General features: G+C 70.7%; 20 protein-coding genes. 14 read left to right on the top strand and 6 right to left on the bottom strand.

From position 1 onward, the window contains the following. The first annotated feature begins 7 nt into the window (after positions 1 to 7). From OG917_RS16980 to OG917_RS17020, 9 genes are all read left to right on the top strand, one after another. Positions 8 to 454 (top strand): copper chaperone PCu(A)C, encoded by a 447-nt coding sequence (locus tag OG917_RS16980; protein ID WP_328318435.1) that lies wholly within the window; start codon positions 8 to 10, stop codon positions 452 to 454. Positions 455 to 466: 12 nt separating this feature from the next. Continuing rightward, positions 467 to 2,443 (top strand): copper resistance CopC/CopD family protein, encoded by a 1,977-nt coding sequence (locus tag OG917_RS16985; protein WP_328318436.1) that lies wholly within the window; start codon positions 467 to 469, stop codon positions 2,441 to 2,443. Between the two features lie 5 nt (positions 2,444 to 2,448). Beyond that, entirely contained in the window at positions 2,449 to 3,732 is a 1,284-nt protein-coding gene (efeB, locus tag OG917_RS16990) for an iron uptake transporter deferrochelatase/peroxidase subunit (protein WP_328318437.1), read from the top strand. Positions 3,733 to 3,977: 245 nt separating this feature from the next. After that, complete coding sequence (gene pheA, locus OG917_RS16995; protein WP_328318438.1) at positions 3,978 to 4,913, top strand: prephenate dehydratase; 936 nt, start codon at positions 3,978 to 3,980, stop codon at positions 4,911 to 4,913. 631 nt (positions 4,914 to 5,544) lie between these two features. Next, on the top strand, positions 5,545 to 6,822 hold the full coding sequence (gene serS, locus OG917_RS17000; RefSeq protein WP_328318439.1) for a serine--tRNA ligase: 1,278 nt from the start codon (positions 5,545 to 5,547) through the stop codon (positions 6,820 to 6,822). Beyond that, positions 6,819 to 7,631, top strand: a complete 813-nt coding sequence (locus tag OG917_RS17005; protein ID WP_328318440.1) for an HAD family hydrolase — start codon at positions 6,819 to 6,821, stop codon at positions 7,629 to 7,631. The genes serS and OG917_RS17005 overlap by 4 nt, the downstream gene beginning before the upstream one ends. A 447-nt stretch (positions 7,632 to 8,078) precedes the next feature. Further along, complete coding sequence (locus tag OG917_RS17010; RefSeq protein WP_328318441.1) at positions 8,079 to 8,753, top strand: FadR/GntR family transcriptional regulator; 675 nt, start codon at positions 8,079 to 8,081, stop codon at positions 8,751 to 8,753. Between the two features lie 124 nt (positions 8,754 to 8,877). After that, positions 8,878 to 10,155 (top strand): CynX/NimT family MFS transporter, encoded by a 1,278-nt coding sequence (locus OG917_RS17015; protein ID WP_328318442.1) that lies wholly within the window; start codon positions 8,878 to 8,880, stop codon positions 10,153 to 10,155. Between the two features lie 266 nt (positions 10,156 to 10,421). After that, positions 10,422 to 11,180, top strand: coding sequence for a hypothetical protein (locus OG917_RS17020; RefSeq protein ID WP_328318443.1), 759 nt, complete (start codon positions 10,422 to 10,424; stop codon positions 11,178 to 11,180). A 145-nt stretch (positions 11,181 to 11,325) separates the two neighbouring features. On the opposite strand, the gene OG917_RS17025 is transcribed toward OG917_RS17020, so the two are convergent. The 4 genes from OG917_RS17025 to OG917_RS17040 are packed head-to-tail and all read right to left on the bottom strand — an operon-like array spanning position 11,326 to position 14,820. Then, complete coding sequence (locus OG917_RS17025) at positions 11,326 to 12,045, bottom strand: ABC transporter permease (RefSeq protein ID WP_328318444.1); 720 nt, start codon at positions 12,043 to 12,045, stop codon at positions 11,326 to 11,328. Positions 12,046 to 12,062: 17 nt separating this feature from the next. Further along, complete coding sequence (locus OG917_RS17030; protein ID WP_328318445.1) at positions 12,063 to 12,974, bottom strand: ABC transporter ATP-binding protein; 912 nt, start codon at positions 12,972 to 12,974, stop codon at positions 12,063 to 12,065. Further along, positions 12,971 to 13,852, bottom strand: a complete 882-nt coding sequence (locus OG917_RS17035) for an ABC transporter permease (protein WP_328318446.1) — start codon at positions 13,850 to 13,852, stop codon at positions 12,971 to 12,973. Before OG917_RS17035 ends, OG917_RS17030 begins: the two co-directional genes overlap by 4 nt. Then, entirely contained in the window at positions 13,849 to 14,820 is a 972-nt protein-coding gene (locus OG917_RS17040; protein ID WP_328321962.1) for an ABC transporter ATP-binding protein, read from the bottom strand. Before OG917_RS17040 ends, OG917_RS17035 begins: the two co-directional genes overlap by 4 nt. A 326-nt stretch (positions 14,821 to 15,146) precedes the next feature. Here OG917_RS17040 and OG917_RS17045 point away from each other — a divergent pair, with 326 nt between their 5' ends. The 4 genes from OG917_RS17045 to OG917_RS17060 all read left to right on the top strand — a co-directional run bounded on the left by OG917_RS17045 (position 15,147) and on the right by OG917_RS17060 (position 20,132). After that, positions 15,147 to 15,986, top strand: coding sequence for a M24 family metallopeptidase (locus OG917_RS17045; protein ID WP_328318447.1), 840 nt, complete (start codon positions 15,147 to 15,149; stop codon positions 15,984 to 15,986). Beyond that, the gene (locus OG917_RS17050) at positions 15,983 to 17,749 is read left to right on the top strand and encodes an SDR family oxidoreductase (protein WP_328318448.1); all 1,767 of its coding nucleotides are present in this window, start codon (positions 15,983 to 15,985) and stop codon (positions 17,747 to 17,749) included. The genes OG917_RS17045 and OG917_RS17050 overlap by 4 nt, the downstream gene beginning before the upstream one ends. Before the next feature lie 158 nt (positions 17,750 to 17,907). Further along, positions 17,908 to 18,792, top strand: a complete 885-nt coding sequence (locus tag OG917_RS17055) for a metal-dependent hydrolase (RefSeq protein WP_328321963.1) — start codon at positions 17,908 to 17,910, stop codon at positions 18,790 to 18,792. A 395-nt stretch (positions 18,793 to 19,187) separates the two neighbouring features. Continuing rightward, positions 19,188 to 20,132 carry a MerR family transcriptional regulator gene (locus tag OG917_RS17060; protein WP_328318449.1) on the top strand — a complete coding sequence of 315 codons (945 nt, stop codon included), beginning with the start codon at positions 19,188 to 19,190 and terminating at the stop codon, positions 20,130 to 20,132. 138 nt (positions 20,133 to 20,270) lie between these two features. Here OG917_RS17060 and OG917_RS17065 read toward each other — a convergent pair whose 3' ends face one another. After that, positions 20,271 to 21,188 (bottom strand): LLM class flavin-dependent oxidoreductase, encoded by a 918-nt coding sequence (locus OG917_RS17065; RefSeq protein ID WP_328318450.1) that lies wholly within the window; start codon positions 21,186 to 21,188, stop codon positions 20,271 to 20,273. A gap of 182 nt (positions 21,189 to 21,370) precedes the next feature. Here OG917_RS17065 and OG917_RS17070 point away from each other — a divergent pair, with 182 nt between their 5' ends. Then, positions 21,371 to 22,243: a Cof-type HAD-IIB family hydrolase gene (locus OG917_RS17070; protein ID WP_328318451.1), complete on the top strand. Its 873-nt coding sequence runs from the start codon at positions 21,371 to 21,373 to the stop codon at positions 22,241 to 22,243. Between the two features lie 63 nt (positions 22,244 to 22,306). Here OG917_RS17070 and OG917_RS17075 read toward each other — a convergent pair whose 3' ends face one another. Then, the gene (locus OG917_RS17075; protein ID WP_328318452.1) at positions 22,307 to 24,013 is read right to left on the bottom strand and encodes a sensor histidine kinase; all 1,707 of its coding nucleotides are present in this window, start codon (positions 24,011 to 24,013) and stop codon (positions 22,307 to 22,309) included. Between the last annotated feature and the right edge of the window lie 9 nt (positions 24,014 to 24,022).

Raw genomic sequence — 24,022 nt, forward strand, 5'->3', positions numbered from 1 at the left:
TGCGGCTATGGCGCTGGCGGGCTGTTCCTCGTCGGATTCGGGAGCGGGTTCGGGTTCCGGTTCGGGTTCCGCCGGCGGCAGGCCCGAACTGAAGGTCACCGAGTCCTTCATGCCGGAGCCGGTCGGTGGAAGCGGGATGGCCGCGGGGTTCGTGACCGTGACCAACAACGGTGCCACCGCGGACCGGCTCACCTCCGTCACCAGCGGACTCACCGACGACATCACCATGCACACGACCAAAAATCAGCAGATGCTCGCGGTGAAGTCGCTCCCCGTCCCGGCCCACGGCGAACTGGACCTGGAACGCGGCGGGAACCACCTCATGTTCATGCACCTCAAGGAGCAGCCCAAGCGCGGCCAGAAGGTGGCCGTGGAGCTGCACTTCGAGAAGGCCGGCGTGCTCAGGGCCGAACTTCCCGTCAAGGAGCCCACCTACAACCCGCAGCACAGTTGAGGAGCTGACACCATGACGGCGACCACCGCCCCACCGCGCTCGGGTCTTCCGCTCGCACGGCTGCTGCTCGTCGCGGTGGCGATCCTCGGCGCGCTCTTCGCCGCGGCCGCCCCCGCCTCCGCGCACGCAGCCCTGCTGGGAAGCAACCCGAAAGCCGGGTCGGTGGTCGCCAGGGCTCCCGCGGACGTCGCGCTCACCTTCTCCGAGCAGGTCGCCATGGACAACAAGTCCATCCGGGTGCTCGACCCGAAGGGCAAGCGCGCCGACACCTCCAGACTTCGCAACCTCTCCAGGGGCGGCACCGTCACCTACGGTGTCGACCTGCGCCCCGGCATCGCCAACGGCACGTACACCGTCGCCTGGCAGGCCATCTCCGCCGACAGCCACCCCGTGTCGGGCGCCTTCACCTTCTCCGTCGGCGCCCCCTCCAGGACCACGGTGTCCGCCACCGGGGACAACGTCGGCGGCGGACTCGTCGGGGTCCTCTACGGCGCCGCGCGGTACGCCGCCTACGCCGGTTTCATCGTGCTGGTCGGCGGCGGCGCCTTCGTCCTCGCCTGCTGGCAGCGCGGGGCGAACGAACGGCCGCTGCAGCGGCTCGTCGTACGCGGCTGGCTGACGCTGACCGCGGCCACCCTCGCCCTTCTGCTCCTCAGGGCGCCGTACACAGGATCAGGACACCTCGCGGACGTCTTCGACCTGAGCGCGCTCAAGGACGTGCTCAGGACCAAACCCGGGGCCGCGCTCGTCTCCCGGCTGCTGCTGCTCGGCGCCTCCGCCCTCTTCGTCGCCGTCCTCTTCGGGGCGTACGCCCGGCACACGGTCTCCACGGAACCGGAGGCGGCGAAGGAGCGGAAGGACCTCACCTTCGGTCTGGCCCTCGGGGGCGGTGTCGTCGCCGCAGGGATCGCCGCCACCTGGGCGCTCACCGAACACGCCTCGGTCGGCCTCCAGCCGGGGATCGCGATGCCGGCCGACATCGTGCATCTGCTCGCGGTCGCGGTCTGGCTCGGCGGACTCGCAGCGCTGCTCGTCGCGCTCTTCCGCACTCCGTCCATCGAACGGGCCGCAGTGCAGCGGTTCTCCCGCATCGCTTTCACCGCCGTCTGCACCCTGGCGGCGACCGGCCTCTACCAGTCGTGGCGGCAGCTCGGCTCGTGGTCCGCCCTGTTCGGCACGGGGTACGGGCAGCTCCTCATGGTCAAGGTCGGGCTCGTCGCGGTCGTCGTCGGCATCGCGTTCTTCTCCCGCCGGTGGACAGCGCGGCTCTCGGAGACGGCGGCCCCGGGGGCTGCGGCCGGTGACGGGCAGAGCGGCGGTGCCGAGGCCGGCGAAGCAGGCGATGCGGGCGGGAGCGGCGCCGCGCCCGGTGGCACCGCGGAGACGGAGCCGGTGACCGTCCCCGCCGACCCGCGGCGGGCCGCCCAGCTCGCCCGGCAGCAGGCCGCGCGGACCGTGGTGCGCGAGCGGCGCGTCCGCGATGCCGACCCGCAACGCACCGGGCTCCGGAAGTCCGTGCTCGCCGAGACCGTGGTCGCCGTGGCGCTGCTCGCCGTGACGACGGTCCTGACCACCACCGAGCCCGGCAGGACCGAGGAGGAGGCCGGACGGAACACCTCCGCGTCCGCCGCGGCCGCCGTGCCGTCCGGGCCGGTGAACATCACCCTGCCGTTCGACACCGGCGGCCCCCGGGGGAAGGGGACCGTAGCGCTCGAACTCACCCCGGGCCACAGCGGCAGCAACGAACTGCACCTCTTCGTGGACAACCCCGCGGGCAAGCCGTACGACGTCCCCGAGGTGAAGATCGCACTCACCCTCAAGGCGAAGCGGATCGGGCCACTGCCCGTCGTTCCCGAGCACCTGTTCACCGGACACTGGAGCGCGGACGGCGTCCAGATCCCGATGGCGGGCAGCTGGGACGTCGCCGTGACCGTGCGGACCTCCGACATCGACGAGACCACCGTGAACAAGACGGTGGAGATCGGCTGACCAGCATGAACGACATCTCCAGGAGGCGGCTGCTCGGCACCGCGGGCGCGGTGGGCGCCGGCGGTCTCGTGGTGGGAGCCGCCGGTGGTGCGGCAGCACACGCGGCCACCGAGGCGGCTCCGGCGACCGCGCTGACGACGGTCGGCTCCACCGAAGTCGCCTTCCACAGCCCGGCGCGGACCACCGGGGGCAGCCGGGCCGCGCACTCCGCGCACCAGGCGGGCATCACCACACCCGCCCAGTCGACCGGCCATCTGATCGCCTTCGACCTGGCAGCAGGCGCCGACAGGACTCAGGCCGCAGCGCTGCTGCGCCGCTGGTCGGCGGGTGCGGCACGGATGATGGCGGGTGAGCCGGCCGGCTCCGACACCGGGATCGCGCTCGACGCGGGGCCTTCGTCCCTGACCGTCACCTTCGGCTTCGGACGGTCCTTCTTCGGCCGTACGGGACTGACCGCGCAGCGGCCGGCGCAGCTCGACCCGCTCCCCGACTTCTCCTCCGACCGGCTGGACGCCAGGCGCAGCAACGGTGATCTGTGGGTGCAGATCGGGGCGGACGACCCGCTCGTCGCCTTCCACGCCCTGCGCGCGCTCCAGAACGAAGCGGGGTCGGCGGCCCGGGTCCGCTGGCAGATGAGCGGTTTCAACCGTTCGCCCGGCGCGACGGCCAGGCCCATGACCACCCGCAACCTGATGGGCCAGATCGACGGGACGGGAAACCCCAAGCCCTCGGAGAGCGACTTCGACCGGCGGATCTTCGTCCCGGCGGGCGGTGGCGCGGGCGCCGGCTCGCAGCCGGCGTGGATGGCGGGCGGCTCGTACGCCGTCGTACGCCGGATCCGGATGCTCCTCGACGACTGGGAGAAGCTTCCGCTGGGCAAGCAGGAGCAGGTCATCGGACGCCGGAAGAAGGACGGCGCCCCGCTGACGGGCGGCAGCGAGACGACCGCGATGGATCTGGACAGGACCGGCCCGGACGGCAAGCTGGTCATTCCCGACAACGCCCACGCGCGGATCTCGGCCCCCGAACAGAACGGCGGTGCCGCGCTGCTGCGGCGCACCTTCTCGTACCACGACGGGATCGGCCAGGACGGCACACCGGACGCCGGACTGCTCTTCGTCTGCTGGCAGGCCGATCCGGTGCGGGGCTTCGTACCGGTACAGCGGAAACTGGACCGCGGCGACGCGCTGTCCCCGTTCATCCGGCACGAGGCCAGCGGACTCTTCGCGGTGCCGGGGGCCGCGGGGCCCGGCGAGTACGTGGGCCAGCACCTCATCGAAGGCCACTGAGCCGGGGGACGGGCCGGGGCGCCGGGCGGGTGCCCCGTGCGGCGGGCTGCGGCGCACCGCGCCGTGCGGCGTACCCGTACTGGCGTGCCCGGCACGAGAAGCACGAGCGGGACCGCGCCGTGACCCGGCGGTCCCCCGCGGCCTCTGCCGGCCCCGCGGTGCGCGACCGGCGCCCGGCCGGTACGCCGCCGGCTCGTGTCCGAACGCCCCGGACCCGGGGGCGTTCGGCCTATTAGGGTGACCGTATGTCAGCCACTCGCTTCACCTATCTGGGCCCCGAAGGCACGTTCACCGAGGCGGCTCTGCGCACGCTGCCCGAGGCCGCCACCCGCGAACTCGTCCCGATGGTGTCCGTACCGGCCGCGCTCGACGCGGTGCGGACGGGGGAGGCCGCAGCAGCGCTCGTACCGATCGAGAACTCCGTCGAGGGCGGCGTCACGGCGACCCTCGACGAGCTGTCGGGCGGCGAGCCACTGATGATCTACCGCGAGGTGCTGCTGCCGATCGCCTTCGCCCTGCTGGTGCGGCCGGGAACGAAGCTCAGCGAGGTGAAGACGGTGACGGGCCACCCCGTCGCCCAGCCCCAGGTACGCAACTGGCTGCGGGCCAATCTCCCCGAGGCGGTGTGGGAGTCGTCCGCCTCCAACGCCGACGGCGCGCGGCTCGTACAGGAGGGCCGGTACGACGCGGCCTTCGCCGGCGAGTTCGCCGCTGCCACGTACGGGCTCGAACCGCTGATCACCGAGATCCACGACGCGCAGAACGCCGAGACGCGCTTCGTCCTGGTCGGCCGGCCCGCCCGCCCCGCGGCGCCGACCGGCGCCGACAAGACGTCGGTGGTCGTCTGGCAGCGCGAGGACCACCCCGGTGCCCTGCTCGAAATCCTTCAGGAGTTCGCGGTGCGGGGGGTCAATCTGATGCTCCTCCAGTCGCGGCCGACGGGCGAGGGCATCGGCAACTACTGCTTCGCCATCGACGCGGAGGGCCATATCTCGGACCGCAGGGTGGGCGAAGCGCTCATGGGGCTCAAGCGGAGCTGCCCCGAGGTGCGTTTCCTCGGTTCCTACCCGCGCGCCGGGGTGACGGCACAGGACGTACGGCCGCTGCGGCCCGGTACGTCCGACCCGGAGTTCACGGCGGCCTCGGACTGGCTGGCGCGCAGCGCCGACGGGCGGGCCTGAGCAGGACAGGTGGGCCGGAGCAGGACAGGTGGGGGCGGAAATCGTCGTACGGCCAGATTTCCGCACTCCGGAAAAGTTATCCACAGGGCCTCTCTCGACCTGGGGACAAGTCGACAGCTCAACGCGACATGGTCGACAAATCCCTTCAGTGACGACACTTCCGTCCACAGGACTGCAGGTGGGGTGGTGTCACCCAATTCCGCTGATTAACCCTCCAGGGCGGGCAATCCCCACCTGAACGAGTGCACCCAGGGGGTTTGAAGGGGGAATTCCGACGAACAGTCGGTTGCGTGTGAGGCTTTCGGAACCATCTCCCCGGCCATCCACAGATTTCCCACACAGCCTGTGGATAACTAATCGGGACTGTGGATTCCTGTGGACAAGCAAGTTCAAGTCCCGCCCGGCGCAAGGGATATGGGTCAACGGTTTCGACCGGAATGCTTCGTTCCGGGGAATCGGTCCACCTTTATTGACCGCTGGCCGGCGAAGGCGGGAGGCGCGGCCTGCGGGATATCACCTCGCCGCTCACCATTCCATAGATAGCCCCTCAATCCGGACAAAGCGCCGCCGTGGATGTGGCCCAGCGCATATCAAGTCGAGTGAGGGAAGCGGGCAACGGTAGCCTGGTGGGGTGATTGACCTTCGCCTGCTCCGTGAGGACCCCGACCGTGTTCGCGCCTCCCAGCGCGCCCGTGGAGAGGACGTCGCCCTTGTCGACGCCCTGCTCTCCGCCGACGAGCGGCGAAGGTCGTCCGGACTCCGCTTCGACGAACTCCGCTCCGAGCAGAAGACGCTCGGCAAGCTGATCCCCAAGGCCTCGGGTGACGAGAAGGCCGAGCTGCTGAAGAAGACCGGGCAGCTCTCGGCGGCCGTCAAGGCGGCCGACGCCGAACAGAACGAGGCCGACGAGGAGACCAAGCGCCTGCTGCTCCAGCTCGGCAACCTCGTCCACCCGGACGTGCCGGTCGGTGGCGAGGAGGACTTCACCGTCCTGGAGACGCACGGCACCATCCGCGACTTCGCGGCCGAGGGCTTCGAGCCCCGGGACCACCTGGAGCTCGGCGAGGCCCTGCGGGCCATCGACACCGAGCGCGGTGCGAAGGTATCGGGCTCGCGCTTCTACTACATGACGGGCATCGGGGCCCTGCTCGAACTGGCCCTGGTCAACGCGGCGGTCGCACAGGCCACCGAGGCCGGGTTCACCCCCATGCTGACGCCCGCGCTGGTCCGCCCGCGCGCCATGGAAGGCACGGGCTTCCTCGGCCAGGCAGCCGAGAACGTCTACCACCTGGAGAAGGACGACTACTACCTGGTCGGCACCTCCGAGGTCCCGCTCGCGGCCTACCACATGGACGAGATCATCGACGCCGGCGAGCTGCCGCTGCGGTACGCGGGGTACTCGCCCTGCTACCGCCGCGAGGCCGGCACGTACGGCAAGGACACCCGTGGCATTTTCCGGGTGCACCAGTTCAACAAGGTCGAGATGTTCTCGTACGTGCACCCCGACGACGCGGCCGCCGAGCACCTGCGGCTCCTGGAGTGGGAGAAGCAGTGGCTGACCAGCCTTGAGCTGCCCTTCCAGGTGATCGACGTGGCGACGGGCGACCTGGGGGCGTCGGCCTCCAGGAAGTTCGACTGCGAAGCCTGGATCCCGACGCAGGGCAAGTACCGCGAGCTGACATCGGCGTCCAACTGCGACGGCTTCCAGGCACGACGCCTGTCGGTCCGGATGCGGGACGGCAAGAAGGTGCAACCGCTGGCGACGCTCAACGGCACGCTCTGCGCCGTACCGCGCACCATCGTGGCGATCCTGGAGAACCACCAGCTCGCCGACGGCTCGGTACGGGTCCCCCCGGTCCTGCGGCCGTACCTCGGCGGACGCGAGACTCTGGAGCCCGTCTCCAAGTGACGCCCCCGGCTCTCCCCTACAAGCTGATCGCGACCGACCTCGACGGCACGCTGCTGCGTGACGACGACTCGGTCTCCGAGCGCACCCGGGCCGCACTCGCCGCGATGACCGCGGCGGGGGCGGCGCACATCGTCGTCACGGGCCGGGCGGTTCCGTGGACCCGGCACATCCTCGAAGGCCTCGGTTACGAGGGCCTCGCCGTGTGTGCGCAGGGCGCGCAGGTGTACCACGCGGGCGAGGACCGGCTGCTGACCTCCGTCACCCTCGACCGCCGGCTCGCCGGTGTCGCGATCGCCAAGATCGAAGCAGACACCGGGCCGCTGGCGCTGGCTGCGAGCCGGGACGGCCTCGACGGCGAGGTGCTGGTGAGCCCGGACTACCGCGCGCACAAGGGGCCGCTCCCCGTGGTGCGGTTCGAGGACCGGGCCGAGCTGTGGTCGGCACCGATCAACAAGGTCTACATACAGCACCCCGAGCTGAGTGACGATGCGCTGGCCCAGGCGGCGCGGCAGTCCGCAGGGAACCTGGTGGATGTGGTCATGGCGGGCGAGGGCGTGGTGGAGATCCTGCCACTGGGGCTGAGCAAGGCGACCGGTCTGTCACTGGCCGCTCGGCGCCTCGGACTCACGGCCTCCGACACGATCGCCTTCGGCGACATGCCCAACGACATCCCGATGTTCGGCTGGGCTGCGCACGGGGTGGCCATGGCCAATGCCCACGACTCCCTGAAGGCCGTGGCGGACGAGGTCACCACGTCGAACGGGGACGACGGCATCGCCGTCGTACTGGAGCGGCTGCTCCCGGGCTGAACGGCCGGGACGGAGCGGCCCGGGTGAGCGGCCGGGGCTGAACAGCCCGGGTGAGCGGCCGGGGGTTCCACGCCCGCAGGCTGTGTGGTCCGGGGTCGGTGCGTCCGGATGCCGGCCCGGCCGGGTCCGATCGTCAGAGTCGGAGGCCGGGTCCGATCGTCAGGGTCGGAAGCCGGGTCCGATCGTCAGAGTCGGAAGCCGGGTCCGATCGTCAGAGTCGGAAGCCGGGTCCGGTCATCCGGGTCGGAGGCCGCAGGGTCGGAAGCCGGGTCCGGTCATCCGGGTCGGAGGCCGCAGGGTCGGAAGCCGGGTCCGGTCATCCGGGTCGGAGGTCAGGCCGCGGAGGGTCCGCTCGGACTGCGTCCTGGAGATCCCTGGACTCAGTTGTAGGATGACTGGGCAACCGGGTGACCCGGACACCACGACAGACGGACATGGGGCGACGCGATGGCACTGCGTGCGGCAGGACGACACTCCCTCGTGGACACGGTCGTCGAACAGCTGCGGAGCCAGCTGACCGAAGGGGAGTGGTCCGTGGGCGACCGCATCCCCACCGAGCACGACCTCGCCGAACAGCTCGGCGTAGGGCGCAACACCGTCCGCGAGGCGGTAAGGGTCCTGGTGCACGCCGGGCTACTGGAGTCCCGCCAGGGCAACGGCACCTTCGTACGCTCCACCGCCGACCCCTCCGCCGTACTCCGCACCATGAGCCACGCGGGCGTGCTGGACATCCTGGAGCTGCGGGTCGCCCTGGAGACGGAAGCGGCCAGGCTGGCGGCCGTCCGCAGGGACGCGGCGGATCTCGACTGGTTGCGGGAAGCCCTCGGCACCCTGCACGAGCACGGCGACCGGGCAGCCGACGCCGACCTCTCCTTCCACCTGGGGGTGGTCGAGGCCACGCACAACGCCACGTTCGCCGAGGTCTACCGGTTCTTCTCGACCCAGATCCACGAAGCCCTGGTCACCGCGCTCGGCGACCAGGAGATGCCGCCGATCGATCTCACCGCCCACGAGACCCTGGTCGACGCGATCGAGAGCGGCGACCCGGCAGCCGCGGAGCAGGCGGCCCGTGCCCTGCTCCAAGTACCGATGGACGTCGTCAGCCGGCTGGTGGGGCGCTGACCGCACGCGCCTCCCGCGGTCCCGTCGCAACCCCGTCGCACCCCGGTCGCACCCCGACGCGCCGCCCACACGCGAACAGAACCACGAACAGAACCACCCACAGAACCGCTGAGAGGTACCTGACGTGTCCCGCCCGGATCTGAACGAGCTGCTTCCCGATGCGGAGGCCGGTGTCCGGCCGTCGCCCGAGGGCGTCGCCGCACGGCGCGCACTGATCGCCCACCCCGTGGTGCTGCTGATCGGCATCGTCCTGGCCTCCCTGAACATGCGGGCGGCGCTGGCGAGCGTGTCACCTCTCATCGGCGAGATCAGCAGCACGTTCGGCCTCTCGTCGACGGCTTCGAGCCTGGTCACCTCCGTCCCGGTGCTGTTCCTCGGAGTGGGCGCGATGGTCGCCCCATGGCTGGCGCGCCGCTTCGGTACCGAAGTGGTCCTGCTGTGTGCGCTGGTCCTGCTCGGCACCGGCATTCTGGTCCGGGTCCTGCCGTCGGTATTCGCCCTGTACGGCGGCGGAGTCCTGGCCGGCACCGCGATAGCCCTGCTGAACGTCCTGATGCCGGGGCTGATCAAGCGGGACTTCCCGGACCGGGCCGCCTCGATGACCTCCGTCTACACGGGCGCGATGATCGGCGGCGCCACGCTGTGCGCCGCGGCCTCGGTCCCCCTGGAGAAGGCGTTCGGAAACAGCTGGCAGGCGTCGCTGGCCTTCTGGTCCCTGCTGGCCGCTGTGGCCGCTGTCGCGTGGCTGCCCCAGGTGCTGATCGCCCGCGGCCGTACGGGACACGAAATACGCACCGCGCCGGCGACCGCGGGGCCGGCCAGGAGCATCTGGCGCTCGGCGCTGGCCTGGCAGGTCACCCTGTTCATGGGCCTCCAGTCGCTGTGGTCGTACGTGCTCATCGCCTGGATGCCGACGATCTTCACGGACCACGGGATGAGCCGTTCCACAGCGGGTGTGATCTTCGCCTTCAACAATCTGATCCAGGTGGCCGGAGCTTTCGGCGTACCGCTGCTCGCCGGTCGGATGCGCAGCCAGCGCCCGTTGATCGTGCTGGTCACCTCGATGGTGGCCGTCGGCTACGCGGGCCTCATGATCGCCCCGGTCTCCGGCGCCTGGCTGTGGTCCGCGGTGCTGGGCGTCGGGCAGGGCGGCGCGGTGGGGCTGGCCCTGACCCTGATCGTGCTGCGGTCGGGTGACGCGCAGACCGCGGCCCGGCTCTCCGGGATGGCGCAGACCGTCGGCTACCTCCTCGCCGCGGCCGGCCCGCTGACAGCCGGCGCCGTGTACCAGGCGACGGGCAGCTGGACCCTTCCGATCGCCCTGGTCCTCGGGGTGTGCGCGGCGGCCCTGGTGGTCGGCCTGTTCGCGGCCCGCGACAGGAAGGTCCAGGCCGGCGGGTAGATGCGGGGCCGGTGGCACCCCGCACGCGGCGCGGGAGATGGGCGGGCCGCGTGACTTGTAGGACTGTCGGGTCGTTGTTCCGTGTGCGTGGAGGCGACTGGGGTTCGAGGCGACGAGAGCATGTGAAGCAGGGGAGTGCCGGTGCCGAGGCGGAAGCCGGGCCGGTCATTGAGTACGTGACACAGATGAGCGGATCTCCACCCCTGAAGCCCGGGGAGAGGGCCGTCACTGTCATGCACCAATGACCATGAACGGCAGGCTTATCCATGCCAACCGAAATCGCCTTGCTCGAATCGCGTGCGCTGCGCGCGGACCATCTGGGTCGCGTCGACGTCCTGGACAAGGTCGAGGCACTGCAGTTGTTGCCGGACGGACTGCATGTCACCACTGAAGGTGTCGCGACGTACTTCAGTGTCCAGAAGGGGGCCGTGCACAGCCTCGTCAGGCGCCATCGCGCAGAACTGGAAAGCAACGGTCTGGTCACCCTAAAGGGCCATGACCTGCGGGTTTTTGAAGTGTCCAACTTGACCACTTCAAGCTCAAGCCACGCCGAAAGTTATCCACAGGGGCGTGCCCACCTCCGGCTGTTCTCTCGTCGGACCGTCCTCAACATCGCCATGCTGTTGCGCGACAGCGAAGTCGCCCGTCGCGTGCGGAACCATCTCCTCGACACCGAGGAGCAGCACCGGGCGCGGGCAGCGGACGCTCCCGGCCACGAAGGACTCGACCGCCGCGTCACACGGCTGGAGTCCGCGATGAGCGACGTTCGCGCACTGCGGGACCTGGCGCCCGCCCTGCGTGAACTGGGCCCCGCACTGCGGGACCTGGGGCCCCTGCTGGTCCGGATGTCGGACCGCGTGGAGGCCCTGGATCAGCGGCTCGCTGCAACGAACCGTGTCGTCGGGGCGATGAGCGTACGGCTTTCGGACGCCCACGAGGACCTGATCGAGGTCAAGCGCCGACTGCCGCACCTCGCGTACCAAGCGGAGCAGGAACGCCGCCGGCGCCGGCGCCACCGGCGCTGAGCCCGAGCCCCGGCACGGCCGGCCCGGCACACGTCGCCCGGCGCGACCAGCCGCTCGGGGATGGCGACTGCCGAAGGCGGAAAAGAGCCGGGGGCGGGAGTGACGGCGACCCGTCACTCCCGCCCCCGGCCCCCGGGTCCGGGTCTCACTCCTCGCCGGCCAGCGTCAGCCGGCGCAGCCTCTGACCCGCGTACCAGGTGGCGAGCACGGTGACCCCCGCCAGCAGCACCACGGCCAGGGGCAATCCGACATCCGAGCTGACCGCGCCCGGGGCACCGATCTTCTCCGCCAGGGAGAGGGACCACTGCTGAATGCTCAGCGTGCGCGCGCCTGGCACCAGGCTGCCGAACAGGCCCTCCCAGACCAGCGCGTAGACCAGCCCGGCGACGACCGCGTGCCGGGTGACCGTGCCCAGAAGCAGGAAGACCGAGGCGTACGCGATGGACGCGACCAGAGCGGCGACCGTGTAGGCCACCGCGATCTGCTGTCCGTTGCCGTTGAGGATCAGGCCCGCGATGAGCGTCGGGATCGCGGAGAACGCCATCGTCACCGCGATCGCCACGATGAGCTTCGTGAAGATGATCGTGGGGCGCTTCACCGGTTTGGCCAGCAGATACACGATCGAACCGTCGTCGATCTCCGGGCCGATCGCGCCCGTGCCCGCGATGACACCGATCAGCGGCACCATCGTGGCCATGGCGAATCCGCCGAGCACATCCGCGGCGACCTGATCGTCGGCGCCGCTGAAGGCGCGCACCGCAGCGGCGATCACGATCAGCAGCGCGGGCAGCACGAAGAGGATCGCGGCCCGGCGGCGGCCGAGCAGGGCCCGGTAGGTGAGCCGGGCGACTGTGGGGTTGTACATGTGCGTCACAGCTCCTTTCAGGCCGCTACGAGATACGAGAAGACCGATTCCAGGGATTCGTCCGACGGTGAGACGGTGAGCAGCCGGATGCCGTGTTCACGGGCGACGCGCGGCAGCAGCGCCGTGAAACGGCCGAAGTCGACCGCCTGGATGCGCAGTGCGCCCTCCGTGACGTCCACCTCGATACCGGCGGTCGACGGATCGGCGATCAGCGCGGCAGCAAGGGCCCGGTCGTCGCTGGACCGTACGAGATAGCGGTGCGGCCGGTCCGTCATCAGACGGCGGATCCGGCGGAAGTCACCGGAGGCGGCGTGCCGTCCCGCCACGATCACCTCGATGTGCGAGGCGAGCTGTTCGACCTCCTCCAGGATGTGCGAGGAGAAGAGCACCGTGCGGCCCTCGGCGCCCATCCGCCGCAGCAGCTCCATCAGCTGCATCCGCTGGCGTGGGTCCATGCCGTTGAAGGGCTCGTCCAGGAGCAGCACGCCGGGGTTGTGCACGAGGGCGGACGCCATCTTGACGCGCTGCCGCATCCCCTTGCTGTATGTCGCGATCTTGCGGTCCTGCGCGGACTCCATCTCGACGGTGGCGAGCGCCTGTTGCGCGGCGCGTTCGTCCAGCCCGTGCAGTTCGGCGTTGGCGACGACGAACTCGCGACCGGTCAGGAAGTCGTACATCCCCTCCCGCTCCGGGACGATGCCGATCTGCCGGTAGACGCTCTCGTTCCGCCAGATCGGCGCGCCGTCGAGGGTCACCGTTCCCGTCGAAGGGGCGAGGAATCCGCCCATCATGTTGATGAGGGTGGACTTGCCGGCGCCGTTGGGGCCCAGAAGTCCGGTCACGCCGGGGCCGACCGTCATGGTGATGTCGTTGACCGCCACCACGTTGCCGAACCAGCGCGAGGTGTGGTCGATGTTGATCGTGGTCACAGCCCGACCTTCCGGTAGCGGCGCATCAGGACGGCGTAGGAACCGGCGATGAGCGCGAGAACGACGAGCACGTAGACCGCGCCGACACCCGCTCCGGGCCCGTTCCCGCCGGGGAAGGCGGAGGTGGCGCCCAGGAAGGCGGTCTGGACACCGTCGATCAGCGTGATCGGGGAGAAGAGCCCGAGCCAGGAGACGGCCCCGGATGCGCCCTGGTTGAAAGCGATCGCCTGCACCGTGGAGACGGCTCCGTACGTGATGGTCAGTACGGCGATGACGGCGGCGACTCCGAACCCCCGGCGCGGGGTGAGAGCGGCGACCACCAGGGCGATGCCGGAGAAGAGCACCGAGAGCAGCGCCACCGAGACCAGGCCCTGGCCGAATCCCTCGGTCTGGTCGGCGAAGTCGAGCTTGGCCAGGAGCGAGCCGATGTAGAGGATCACCAGAGGTGCCCCGGTCAGCACGAAGAGGGCCGATGCCATCGCCGCGTACTTGGCGATGACGTAGTCGGCGCGCTCGATCGGCCGGGAGAAGTAGAGCGGGATGGATTTGAAGCGCAGGTCGCGGGAGACGGCCTGGGGAGCCTGCGCGGCGAGATACAGCCCGATGACGGCCTGGGTGAGGATGGCGTACCGGGTGTAGTCGAGCGGCAGGTCCTTGGCCTTCGTCGCCACGGCGACGGCCACGATGATCGCAGCGGGCACGCACATCACCGCGAAGAGGATCATCGGCAGCACCTTGGACTTCGCCGAGCGGCCCAGTCCGTAGGCACCGCGCAGCGACTGCGCGAAGAGTGAGCGGCGGGCGTAGGCACGGCCCAGGCGCTGGCCGTCGTAGTTCCGGTATCCGATGTTGTGGATCTGGCTGGTCTCGGTACTCATCGCGCCTGCACCTCCTGCTTCTGCTGCTGGTCCTGCCGGTCGGGGTGGAAGACCTCCGCGATGTGGTGGCGGCGCTGCTCCATCCGTACGAGGCCGAGCCCGAGGTCGGTGACGGTGTCGCGGACCAGGTCGTACGTCTCCTCGCCGACCGCCTCGACGAGCAGGATGTGGCCCGCGCCCGGCAGCCCCTCCTCCACGCCCTCGTGCAGGGTCACGCCGGCTGCCGCCAGCGTCTCGCGCAGCGCCCGCGTCCCGTCGGGGTGGGTGTCCGAGTCGGTGACCTCGACCGCGAGCGTCGCGGTGTTCTGTGTGAAGTCGCTGGTGGAACTGGAGCGCAGCAGCGAGCCGCCGTCGATCACTACGACGTGGTCGCAGGTCCTTTCCAGCTCGCCGAGGAGGTGCGAGGTGACCAGCACCGAGATACCGAAGTCGCTGTGCACCCGGCGGATCAGCCCGAGCATGTCGTCGCGGCCGACCGGGTCCAGGCCGTTCGTCGGCTCGTCGAGCAGCACCAGCTGCGGGTCGTGGACCAGCGCCTGCGCCAGCTTCACCCGCTGTTTCATACCGGTCGAGTAGCCGCCGATCGGGCGGTAGCGCTCTTCGTAGAGGCCGACATGGCGCAGCGTGTCGGCGGTGCGCTCCCGTGCGGCGGTGGGCGGCAGTCCGGACATCCGCGCCATGTGGACGACGAACTCGGTGGCCGAGACGTCCGGCGGCAGGCAGTCGTGCTCGGGCATGTACCCGACGCGCTCACGGATTTCGGCGCCGCTGGTGGCGACATCGAGTCCGAGCACGGCGGCCCGGCCCTCCGTGGCGGGGGACAGACCCAGCAGGATCTTGATCAAGGTGGACTTGCCGGCTCCGTTGGATCCGACCAGTCCGGTCACACCGGGTCCGATGTCCAGGGAGAGCCGGTCAAGCGCGGTCACCCTCGGGAACCGCTTGCTCAGGCTTTCGGTAGCGATCACAGTCACATTCCGAAGGTAGTGGCGCGGCTCGTCCCGGACGTCAGCCCAGACGGCTGGATCCCTGTCCCCCTCCAGAGGTACGGACCCGTAGGGGCCCGGTACGGGAGGGGGAGGACCGGTGGCCGCCCGGGGAGTTGGCGGCGGGTTGTCCACAGGACGTTGTCCACAGGTCACCACGCACCCTTGACGTAGCCGCCAGGCATTGTCACATTCATCAGTGTCAAGTTACGAGCACGTACCGCACACGGACGGGACGGACAGGTGGCATGGCCTCAGGGGTGAAAGCAGCAGCGCGGTGGGCGGCCGGCCGGAGGGCGCGACCGGCCGTGCAGACCGGCGCGGAGGCCGCGCGACTGCGGGGGTTCAGAGAGGTGCAGACCCTCGCCTACGCCTGCGCGGAGGAGGTCGCGGCCCAGCTCAGACCGGGCGTGACCGAGCGTGAGGCGGCGCGGATGCAGCGCGAGTGGCTGTACCGCCGAGGGGTGCGGGACTGGTTCCATCTGCCCTTCGCCTGGTTCGGGGACCGGACGGCCTTCGCGGGGTTCAAGGTGCCGCTCCAGTTCTTCCCGACGAACCGCAGGCTCGAAGCCGGTATGCCGTTCATTCTCGACATGGCCCCGGTCTTCCGCGGCTTCACCGCCGATGTCGGCTACTCCGGCTGCCTCGGGCTCAACCCGGTGCACGACAAGCTCCTCGCCGACCTGGAGGCGCACCGCGCCCTCATCCTGCGGGAGGTCCGCGAGAAGCGATCGCTGCGCACGGTGTACGAGGACGTGGAGCGGCTGATGATCCGCCAGGGGTACGCGAACCGGCACCGGGCGTACCCGTTCGGCGTGATCGCGCACAAGGTCGGCGAGGTCAGGGAGCGCCGCTGGTCGCCCCATGTGCTCGGCTTCGGCACGCAGGCCCTGAAGGGTCTGGCCGGCGACGCCCTGCACGGCCACCGGGACGGCTGGTCGCCGCTGTGGAGCCCGTACAAATTCTCCGACCACCCGCCCCGGCCGGGGCTCTGGGCGGTCGAGCCGCACCTCGGATTCCGGGGCACGGGCGCGAAGTTCGAGGAGATCCTGGTCGTCACCGACTCGGCCGACCCCGAGCAGAGCGCCTTCTGGCTGGACGACGATCTGCCGCATGTGCGGCGCTGGGCAGAGGAGAAAGCCGCATGAGCACGAAGATCGAGGGAGCGCGCGAGCGCTGGGTGCACACCGGAGGCATCGAGCTGTGCGTGGCGGAACTGGGCGATCCTGACCGGCCGACCGTCCTGCTGGTGCACGGCTATCCGGACAGCAAGGAGGTCTGGACCGAGGTCGCGACCCGGCTGGCCGGGCGCTTCCACGTGGTGCTGTACGACGTCCGCGGCCATGGCAGGTCATCGGCGCCGGTACCGCTGCGCGGCGGCTTCACCCTGGAGAAACTGACCGACGACTTCCTGGCCGTCGCCGACGCGGTCAGCCCCGGCGAGCCGGTGCACCTCGTCGGGCACGACTGGGGCTCCGTTCAGTCGTGGGAGTTCGTGACCGTGCAGCGCACCGAGGGACGGATCGCCTCGTTCACCTCGATGTCCGGTCCGTCGCTCGACCACTTCGGGCACTGGATCAAAAAGCGGATGTCCCGCCCGACACCGCGCAGGGCCGCCCAACTGCTCGGCCAGGGGGCCAAATCCTGGTACGTGTACCTGCTGCACACTCCGGCGCTGCCGGAGCTGGCCTGGCGGGGGCCGCTCGGCAAGCGGTGGCCGAAGATCCTGGAGCGGGTGGAGAAGGTACCGTCCGGCGACTACCCGACGGCTTCGCTCCCCTCGGACGCGGCGCACGGCGCCTGGCTCTACCGTGACAACGTCCGCTCCCGGCTGCGCAGGCCCCGCGCCGACGCCTTCGCCCACGCTCCCGTCCAGCTGATCACGCCCACCGGTGACGCCTTCCTCTCGGAGCATCTCTATGACGACCTTGAGGAGTGGGCCCCGCAGCTGACCCGCAGGGCCCTGCCCGCTAAACACTGGGTGCCGCGCACCAGGCCGGACCAGCTGGCCGCCTGGATCGGGGATTTCGTCACCGCCCACGAGACCCCGGGGCCGCCCCCGCAGACCGCGGCGACCGGCAGGTACACGGACCGTTTCAGCGGCCGTCTCGTCCTGGTGACGGGCGCCGCGAGCGGGATCGGGCGTGCCACCGCCTTCGCGTTCGCCGAGTCGGGAGCACGCGTCGTGGCCGTCGACCGGGATGCGGAAGGGGCGGTGCGCACCGCGGAGATGGCACGGTTGATCGGCTCCCCCGAAGCCTGGGGCGAGGCGGTGGACGTCAGCGACGAGCAGGCGATGGAGAAGCTCGCCGAGAAGGTCGCCAGGGAGTACGGCACGGTCGACGTCCTGGTCAACAACGCGGGCATCGGCCTCTCCGGCGCCTTCCTCGACACCACGAGCGAGGACTGGAAGCAGGTCCTCGACGTCAATCTGTGGGGCGTCATCCACGGCTGCCGGCTCTTCGGCAAGCAGATGGCGGAGCGGGGCCAGGGCGGTCACATCGTCAACACCGCGTCGGCCGCGGCGTACCAGCCGTCGAAGGCCCTCCCGGCGTACTCCACGTCCAAGGCCGCGGTGCTCATGCTGAGCGAGTGCCTGCGCGCGGAGCTGGCCGGGCAGGACATCGGGGTCAGCGCGATATGCCCAGGCCTCGTGAACACCAACATCACCTCCACCGCGCGGTTCGCGGGGGTGTCGGCGGACGAGGAGAAGCGCCGGCAGAAGAAGTCCTCCCGGCTGTACGGACTGCGCAACTACCCGCCGGAGAAGGTGGCCGACGCGATCCTCGCCGCCGTGGTGCACAACCGGGCCGTGGTGCCGGTGACGCCCGAGGCACGCGGTGCCCGCCTCCTGTCCCGTTTCGCGCCGAGGGTGCTGCGCGCCGTCGCCCGGATGGAGCCGCCGCTGTGAGCGACGCACAGGGCCGGGAGAGGGGGCAGCAAGAAGGCGCGGGGCCGGACGCTGGAGCTGGGCCGGACGCTGGAACGGAGCCAGGCGCGGGGCCGGACGCAGGAACGGAGCCAGGCGCAGGAACGGGGGAGGCACATGCGGATGGTGGGACGCACGCCATCGCGCCGCGCCGGGTCTCCTTCGACTGGGAGAACACCCCGCTGCACTGGATACCCGGCGAGCCAACCGCCACCCATGTGATCAATGTGCTGCATCTGCTGCTCCCGGCGGGCGAGCGGTGGTTCGTGAAGGTGTTCAAGGAGGCTCTGCCACTCGTCGACGATCCCGGACTGCTGAAGGACGTCAAGGGCTTCATGGGCCAGGAGGCGACACACAGCGTGCAGCACTCCCATGTCCTTGACCATCTGGCCGCCCAGCGGCTCGACACCGTGGCGTACACCCGGCATGTCGACTTCCTCTTCGAGAAGCTGCTCGGCGAGGTGCCGCCGCTCGGTCTGCCGGTCCCGGCGCGGGAGTGGCTCCGCTTCCGGCTGTCGCTGATCGCCGCGATCGAGCAGTTCACCGCGGTTCTCGGCGACTGGGTGCTGGGCGCCGACGCCCTCGACGCGGCCGGGTCCGATGCCGTCATGCTCGACCTCCTGCGCTGGCACGGAGCGGAGGAGGTGGAACACCGGGCCGTGGCCTTCGACATGTACCAGCACTGCGGGGGCGAGGGACTGCCGCGCTACGCACGGCGGATCGAGGGCATGGCCGTGGTCAGCCCGGTCCTGCTATGGCTGTGGGTGTGGGGTGCCTCGTATCTCATGCGGCACGATCCCGGACTCACGGGCAAACCGGGGTACTCGCTGCGCCGCCACAACCGGGCGGTCGCCCGCGGACTGCTGCCCACCTGGGGCGAGCTGGGCTCGGCGATACCGCGTTACTTCAGGCGGTCGTACCATCCCTCCCAGGAGGGCTCGCTGCGCAGGGCGGTCGAGTACCTCGCGACCTCACCCGCCGCCCGCGCGGCGGCGGGGGCTGTCGGCCGTGCGGCCCTCACCTAGGGGGCCGCGAAGTCGCGTCGTCGCCCGGAGGGCGGGCTCGCGGCGTCCGGTGCGTGCTGCTTTCGCCCGGGGCGGCCGGAGCGCGTCCCGGGCGTCGCGAGCCCGCCAAGTTTTGCGGGCACTCCGCCGGCCCTGCCGGGGCAGTAGCAGAGGGAGGCACCGTGTCGGGGACGAGAAGGCCGGCGGCGAAAGCGCCAGGGGTCCAGGAATCCGGGGCACGGGCACGTTCTCGTGCGGTGCCTGGGCCCGGAGCGGCAGGGCAGGAGGCCGCAGGGCAGGAGGCCGCAGGGCAGGAGGCCGCAGGGCAGGAGGCCGCAGGGCAGGGGAGCGCAGGGCAGGGGCCCACAGGGCAGGACGTCAGGGAAGTGGCGGAGCCGGGAGAGGGAGCGCCGGGGATGAGAGCGTCATCAGCCGGGCCCGAGTACCGGATCGAGGACCTCGCGCACCGGAGCGGGGCCACGGTCCGCACGATCCGGGCATACCAGGACCGCGGCCTGCTGCCCAAGCCTCAGCGGCGCGGCCGGTCCAATGTGTACGGGGACAGCCATCTGGCCAGGCTGCGACAGATCGCCGAGCTGCTCGACCGTGGCTACACGCTGGCCTCCATCAAAGAGCTTCTGGAGGCGTGGGACGCCGGGCGCGGGCTCGGCGGGGTGCTCGGGCTGGCCGCCGAGGTCAGCGGCCCGTGGACCGACGAGGAAGCGGACCGGATCTCCCGTACCGAGCTGGACGCGAGGTTCGGCGGGGTGCCCGACGACGAGGCGGTGGCGGACGCGGTGGCGCTGGGCGTCCTGGAGCCGGTGGCCGGCACCGACGACCAGTTCCTGGTACCGAGCCCGCAGGAACTGGCCGTGGCCGTGGAGCTGCACGCGGCCGGCGTCCCCCTCAAGGCCATCTCGGTCCATCTGCGGGAGCTGCGCGGCCAGGTCGAGCACATCGCCTCACGCTTCCTGGAGTTCACGACGGAGCACGTCTTCGCGCGCTATCTCGGTCCCGGTCTTCCCACCGACGCGCATGTGGCGGAGGCCGCATCCCTCGTGCGACGGCTGCGCCCGCTGGCCCAGCAGAGCGTCGACGCCGAACTGGCCCGGGCCATGCAGTTGTTCGCCACCCGGCACCTGCATCAGCACCTCGGACCCGACAGCCCGCCCATTCAGCCGGGAGGGCCCTCGTCCGTGTCCGTTCCGGCGGCCACGCTCGCCGCGGTGGAGAGGCTGGTGGGCCGGGACAACGCAGCCGCCTTCATCACCGGCGCCACCGAACGGGAGCTGCAGGCACGGGCGTTGGACGCACTGACTCTTCCACAGCAGGAAGTCCGACAAAGCGAACAAAGGCCGTAAAGCGCCCCGACGTTGTCCACAGAACTGCCAAATAGCCTGTGGATAAGCCGCCTTGCCTGTGGATCATGCCTAACTCGGGGGGCGCAAAAGATAATTCGGATGCACACCGGCGCACGCGCCCCCACCCGCCGGGCCGTCCTACGCGGGCCGCTCCGCGAGCTGGCCCAGTGCCTCGGTGGCGATCCTCTCGAAGACCTTCTCGTCCGCGGCGAAGATGGTGCCGGGGATCGGCGCGTGGACCACGATCTCGTCGATACCGAGCGCGAAGTACGCCCCAGCGAAGTCGACGAAGGCGTCCAGGGATTCCATGGGGCGGCCCCCTTCGGGCGTGAAGCCGGTGAGCAGCACCTTCTCCACCGTGCCCGGGTCCCTGCCGATCTCATCGCACGCCGCACCCAGCCTGCTGATCTGGCCGCGGACCGCATCGGCCGACTGCTCAGGCGTGCCCGAATCGAAGAGCTTCGGATCACCGGTCGTGACCCAGCTCTGCCCGTACCGTGCGGCGATCCTCATCCCCCGTGGACCGGTGGCCGCGACAGCGAAGGGGAGCCTCGGCCGCTGTACACAGCCCGGGATGTTGCGGGCCTCGTCGGCGGAGTAGTGGATGCCGCGGTGGGAGACCGAGTCCTCGGTCAGCAGCCGGTCGATGAGCGGAACGAACTCACCGAAACGATCGGCGCGCTCGCGGGGCGTCCACGGCTCCTGCCCCAGCGCGGTGGCGTCGAATCCGGTGCCGCCCGCGCCGATGCCCAGAGTGACCCTGCCGTCCGAGATGTCGTCCAGGGAGAGCAGATCCTTCGTGAGCGTCACCGGGTGCCGGAAGTTCGGCGAGGTGACCAGCGTGCCGAGCCGGACCCGCTCGGTGGCGGCGGCGGCCGCGGTCAGCGTCGGCACCGCCCCGAACCAGGGCCCGTCGCGGAACGGCACCCGCCAGGAGAGGTGGTCGTAGGTGTACGCGGTGTGGAAGCCCAGCTCCTCGGCGCGCACCCACTGCTCACGGCCACCCTCGCTCCACCGGCGAACGGGAAGAATCACGGTACTCAGACGCATGACCACGACCCTACGTCGTGGGGATGCACCGGCCCTGGTGGAGCCACCCGGTCTGCACGCCCCCCAGCCCACGGCTGCCACCCCAGGACGCAGCCGCCCCCGGGCGCTGCCGCCTCCCGGGGCGCCGTGCGGTCTCGGGCGTACTCATTTGCGCACCTCTTCGCACTCCCGTGCGCTCCAGGCACTCCGTGCGGGAGAATGACGGGGTGACCTCAGCTAACGGCTCCGCCGCCCCCCTTCCGCCCCGGCTGATCGCCACCGACCTGGACGGCACGCTGCTGCGCGACGACAAGACCGTCTCGGACCGCACCATCGCAGCGCTGGCCGCCGCCGAGGAGGCCGGGATCGACGTCTTCTTCGTCACCGGCCGGCCGGCCCGCTGGATGGACGTCGTGAGTGACCATGTGCACGGCCACGGACTGGCGATCTGCGGCAACGGCGCCGCCGTGGTCGACCTCCACGGTGACGAGGGCGGCCACATCTTCGTCAAGGTCCTGCCCCTGGAGCGCACCGACGCACTCGACGTGGTCTCCCTCCTGCGGGCCGCTGCCCCGGGCACGTCCTTCGCCGTCGAGCGGACCGGTGGCATCCACCACGAGCCGGCCTACCCGCCCTTGCAGTTCGACCCCGCGTCGAGTGTCGCGCCCGCCGAGAAGCTGCTGGCGCCGGACTGCGATCTCGCCGATCAGCCGGTGCTGAAGGTACTGGCCCACCACCCGGAGCTGGCCCCCGACGAGTTCCTCGCCCTGGCCCGCGAAGCTGTCGGCGCCCGCGCTTCGATCACCCGGTCCAGCCCGACGGCACTGCTGGAGATCAGCGGCCCCGGCGTCTCCAAGGCCGGCACGCTGGCGCAGTGCTGCGCGGAGCGCGGCATCTCACCCGCCGAGGTCGTCGCCTTCGGCGACATGCCGAACGACGTCGAAATGCTGCGGTGGGCAGGCACCTCGTACGCGATGGGCAACGCGCACCCGGAAGCGGTGGCTGCCGCTTCGGGCCGTACGGTCGCGAACAACGAAGACGGCGTCGCGGTCGTCATCGAGCAGATCCTCAAAGCCCGCTGACGGGGCCGGACCGGCGCCGCCCTCGCGGAGCGACGGCGCGCCCGCAACGGCCCGTCCGGCCGACTACAGCGGTGCCTCCCACACGACCGCCGTCCCACCGCCCCCGTCGCCGAACCCCGGACCGTACGCGCTCGATCCGCCCAGCGCCTCCGCGCGCCTGCTGAGATTGCGCAGGCCGCTGCGCCGGCCCCCTTCCGGAATGCCGACCCCGTCGTCGGAGACCGTGAGGCGTACCGCCGGGCGGCCGTCATCCAGTAGAACCGTGGCGTCGACCTCCACATGGATCTGCGAGGCGGCGGCATGCCGGAACGCATTGGAGAGCGCCTCCCGCAGCGCCGCGATGAGGTTCTTCCCGGTCAGTTCGCCGACCGCCGAGTCGACCGGTCCCCGGAAGCGGTGGGTCGGCTTGAAACCCAGGGGGACGGCCGCCATGTTGATCTCGCGCAGGACCCGGCTGCAGAGCCCCGATGGGGCTTCGGCGGCACCCTGCTGCAGCGCGAAGATGGCAGTGCGGATCTCCTGGATCGTCACGTCGAGCTCACCGACGGCCTTGCCCACCCCCTCGCGCACTCCGGGCGCCGCCGACTGGCGGTGGGCCCCCTCCAGCATCATTCCGGTGGCGAAGAGGCGCTGGATGACGAGGTCATGGAGGTCCCGGGCGATCCGGTCGCGGTCCTCGAAGACCGCGAGGCGCTCTCTGTCGCGCTGGGCGTCCGCCATCATCAGTGCCAGCGCGGCCTGTGAGGCGAAGCGCGCGGCCAGCGACCGTTCGGCAGCACTGAACGGCCGGGCCCCCCGTTCGCGCGGCATGGCCAGCGCGCCCAGCAAGCGTCCACCGCTGCGCAGCGGCAGCATCATGCTCGGCCCGAACCGCCTGCCCATGTCGGTGATCATCCGCGGGTCGGAAGCCGAGTCGTCGACGAACACCGGGTCGCCCGCGAGCAGGGCCGTCACGGCGCCGCTCTCCGGCGGGGCGATCATTCCGAGCACCTCGCTGGGCGGGTCGCTGGAGACAGCGACGACCTCCAGTCCGCCCTCGGCGGCAGGCAGCATGACCACCCCGGCGGCCGAGTCGGCGAGATGACGTGCCTGTTCGGCGACCACCGTCAGCGCCTCGTCGGCGTCACCGCCGGCCAGCAGAGCCGTGGTGACGGCCACCGAACCGTCGATCCACCGCTCACGCTGCCGGGCCGCCTCGTAGAGCCGGGCGTTGTTGATGGCGATGCCGGCCTCGGTGGAGAGGACCTGCACCATGTGCAGATCGCCATCGGTGAACGCGCCGCCGCCGGTCTTCTCGGCGACGTAGAGGTTGCCGAAGATCTCCCCCTGCACCTGCACGGGGACCCCCAGAAACGCCCTCATCGGCGGATGGTGCGGGGGAAATCCGGCGAACCGGGGGTCTGTCGTCAGATCGGTGAGCCGTACGACGCGGGCGTCCTCGATCAGCGCGCCCAGGAGCCCGGTGCGGCCGTCCGGTGCCCCGCCGATCCTCGCGGCTTCCTCCTCCGTCACGCCATGGGTGACGAAATCGCTGAGGCCGCCACGCTCCTGATCCACGACGCCGATCGCCGCGTACCGCGCGCCGGCCAGTCCGGCGGCGGTCTCGCAGATCCTGTTCAGGGTCGCGTGCAGTTCGAGGCCCGTCCCGATGGAGCGCATGGCCTCCAGAAGCTGCGGTACGCGCGCGGTGAACTCGGCAGAGAGCCCGTGCCCGCCGGAGCCCTCGGCAGGGGGGCCTTCCGGTGGGTCGGTGGAGTCCGGAGCAGACATACCCCAGAG

Origin of the sequence: Streptomyces sp. NBC_00388, assembly GCF_036061255.1 — a bacterium.
Lineage (GTDB): Bacteria > Actinomycetota > Actinomycetes > Streptomycetales > Streptomycetaceae > Streptomyces.

What these genes read in the sequence shown, in the direction of transcription:
- pheA (WP_328318438.1), top strand. Translation starts at nt 3,978, where the DNA reads ATGTCAGCCACTCGCTTCACCTATCTGGGCCCCGAAGGCACGTTCACC.
- OG917_RS16980 (WP_328318435.1), top strand. Translation starts at nt 8, where the DNA reads ATGGCGCTGGCGGGCTGTTCCTCGTCGGATTCGGGAGCGGGTTCGGGT.
- OG917_RS17060 (WP_328318449.1), top strand. Translation starts at nt 19,188, where the DNA reads ATGAGAGCGTCATCAGCCGGGCCCGAGTACCGGATCGAGGACCTCGCG.
- efeB (WP_328318437.1), top strand. Translation starts at nt 2,449, where the DNA reads ATGAACGACATCTCCAGGAGGCGGCTGCTCGGCACCGCGGGCGCGGTG.
- OG917_RS16985 (WP_328318436.1), top strand. Translation starts at nt 467, where the DNA reads ATGACGGCGACCACCGCCCCACCGCGCTCGGGTCTTCCGCTCGCACGG.
- OG917_RS17035 (WP_328318446.1), bottom strand. Translation starts at nt 13,852, where the DNA reads ATGAGTACCGAGACCAGCCAGATCCACAACATCGGATACCGGAACTAC.
- OG917_RS17010 (WP_328318441.1), top strand. Translation starts at nt 8,079, where the DNA reads ATGGCACTGCGTGCGGCAGGACGACACTCCCTCGTGGACACGGTCGTC.
- OG917_RS17050 (WP_328318448.1), top strand. Translation starts at nt 15,983, where the DNA reads ATGAGCACGAAGATCGAGGGAGCGCGCGAGCGCTGGGTGCACACCGGA.
- OG917_RS17075 (WP_328318452.1), bottom strand. Translation starts at nt 24,013, where the DNA reads ATGTCTGCTCCGGACTCCACCGACCCACCGGAAGGCCCCCCTGCCGAG.
- OG917_RS17025 (WP_328318444.1), bottom strand. Translation starts at nt 12,045, where the DNA reads ATGTACAACCCCACAGTCGCCCGGCTCACCTACCGGGCCCTGCTCGGC.
- OG917_RS17020 (WP_328318443.1), top strand. Translation starts at nt 10,422, where the DNA reads ATGCCAACCGAAATCGCCTTGCTCGAATCGCGTGCGCTGCGCGCGGAC.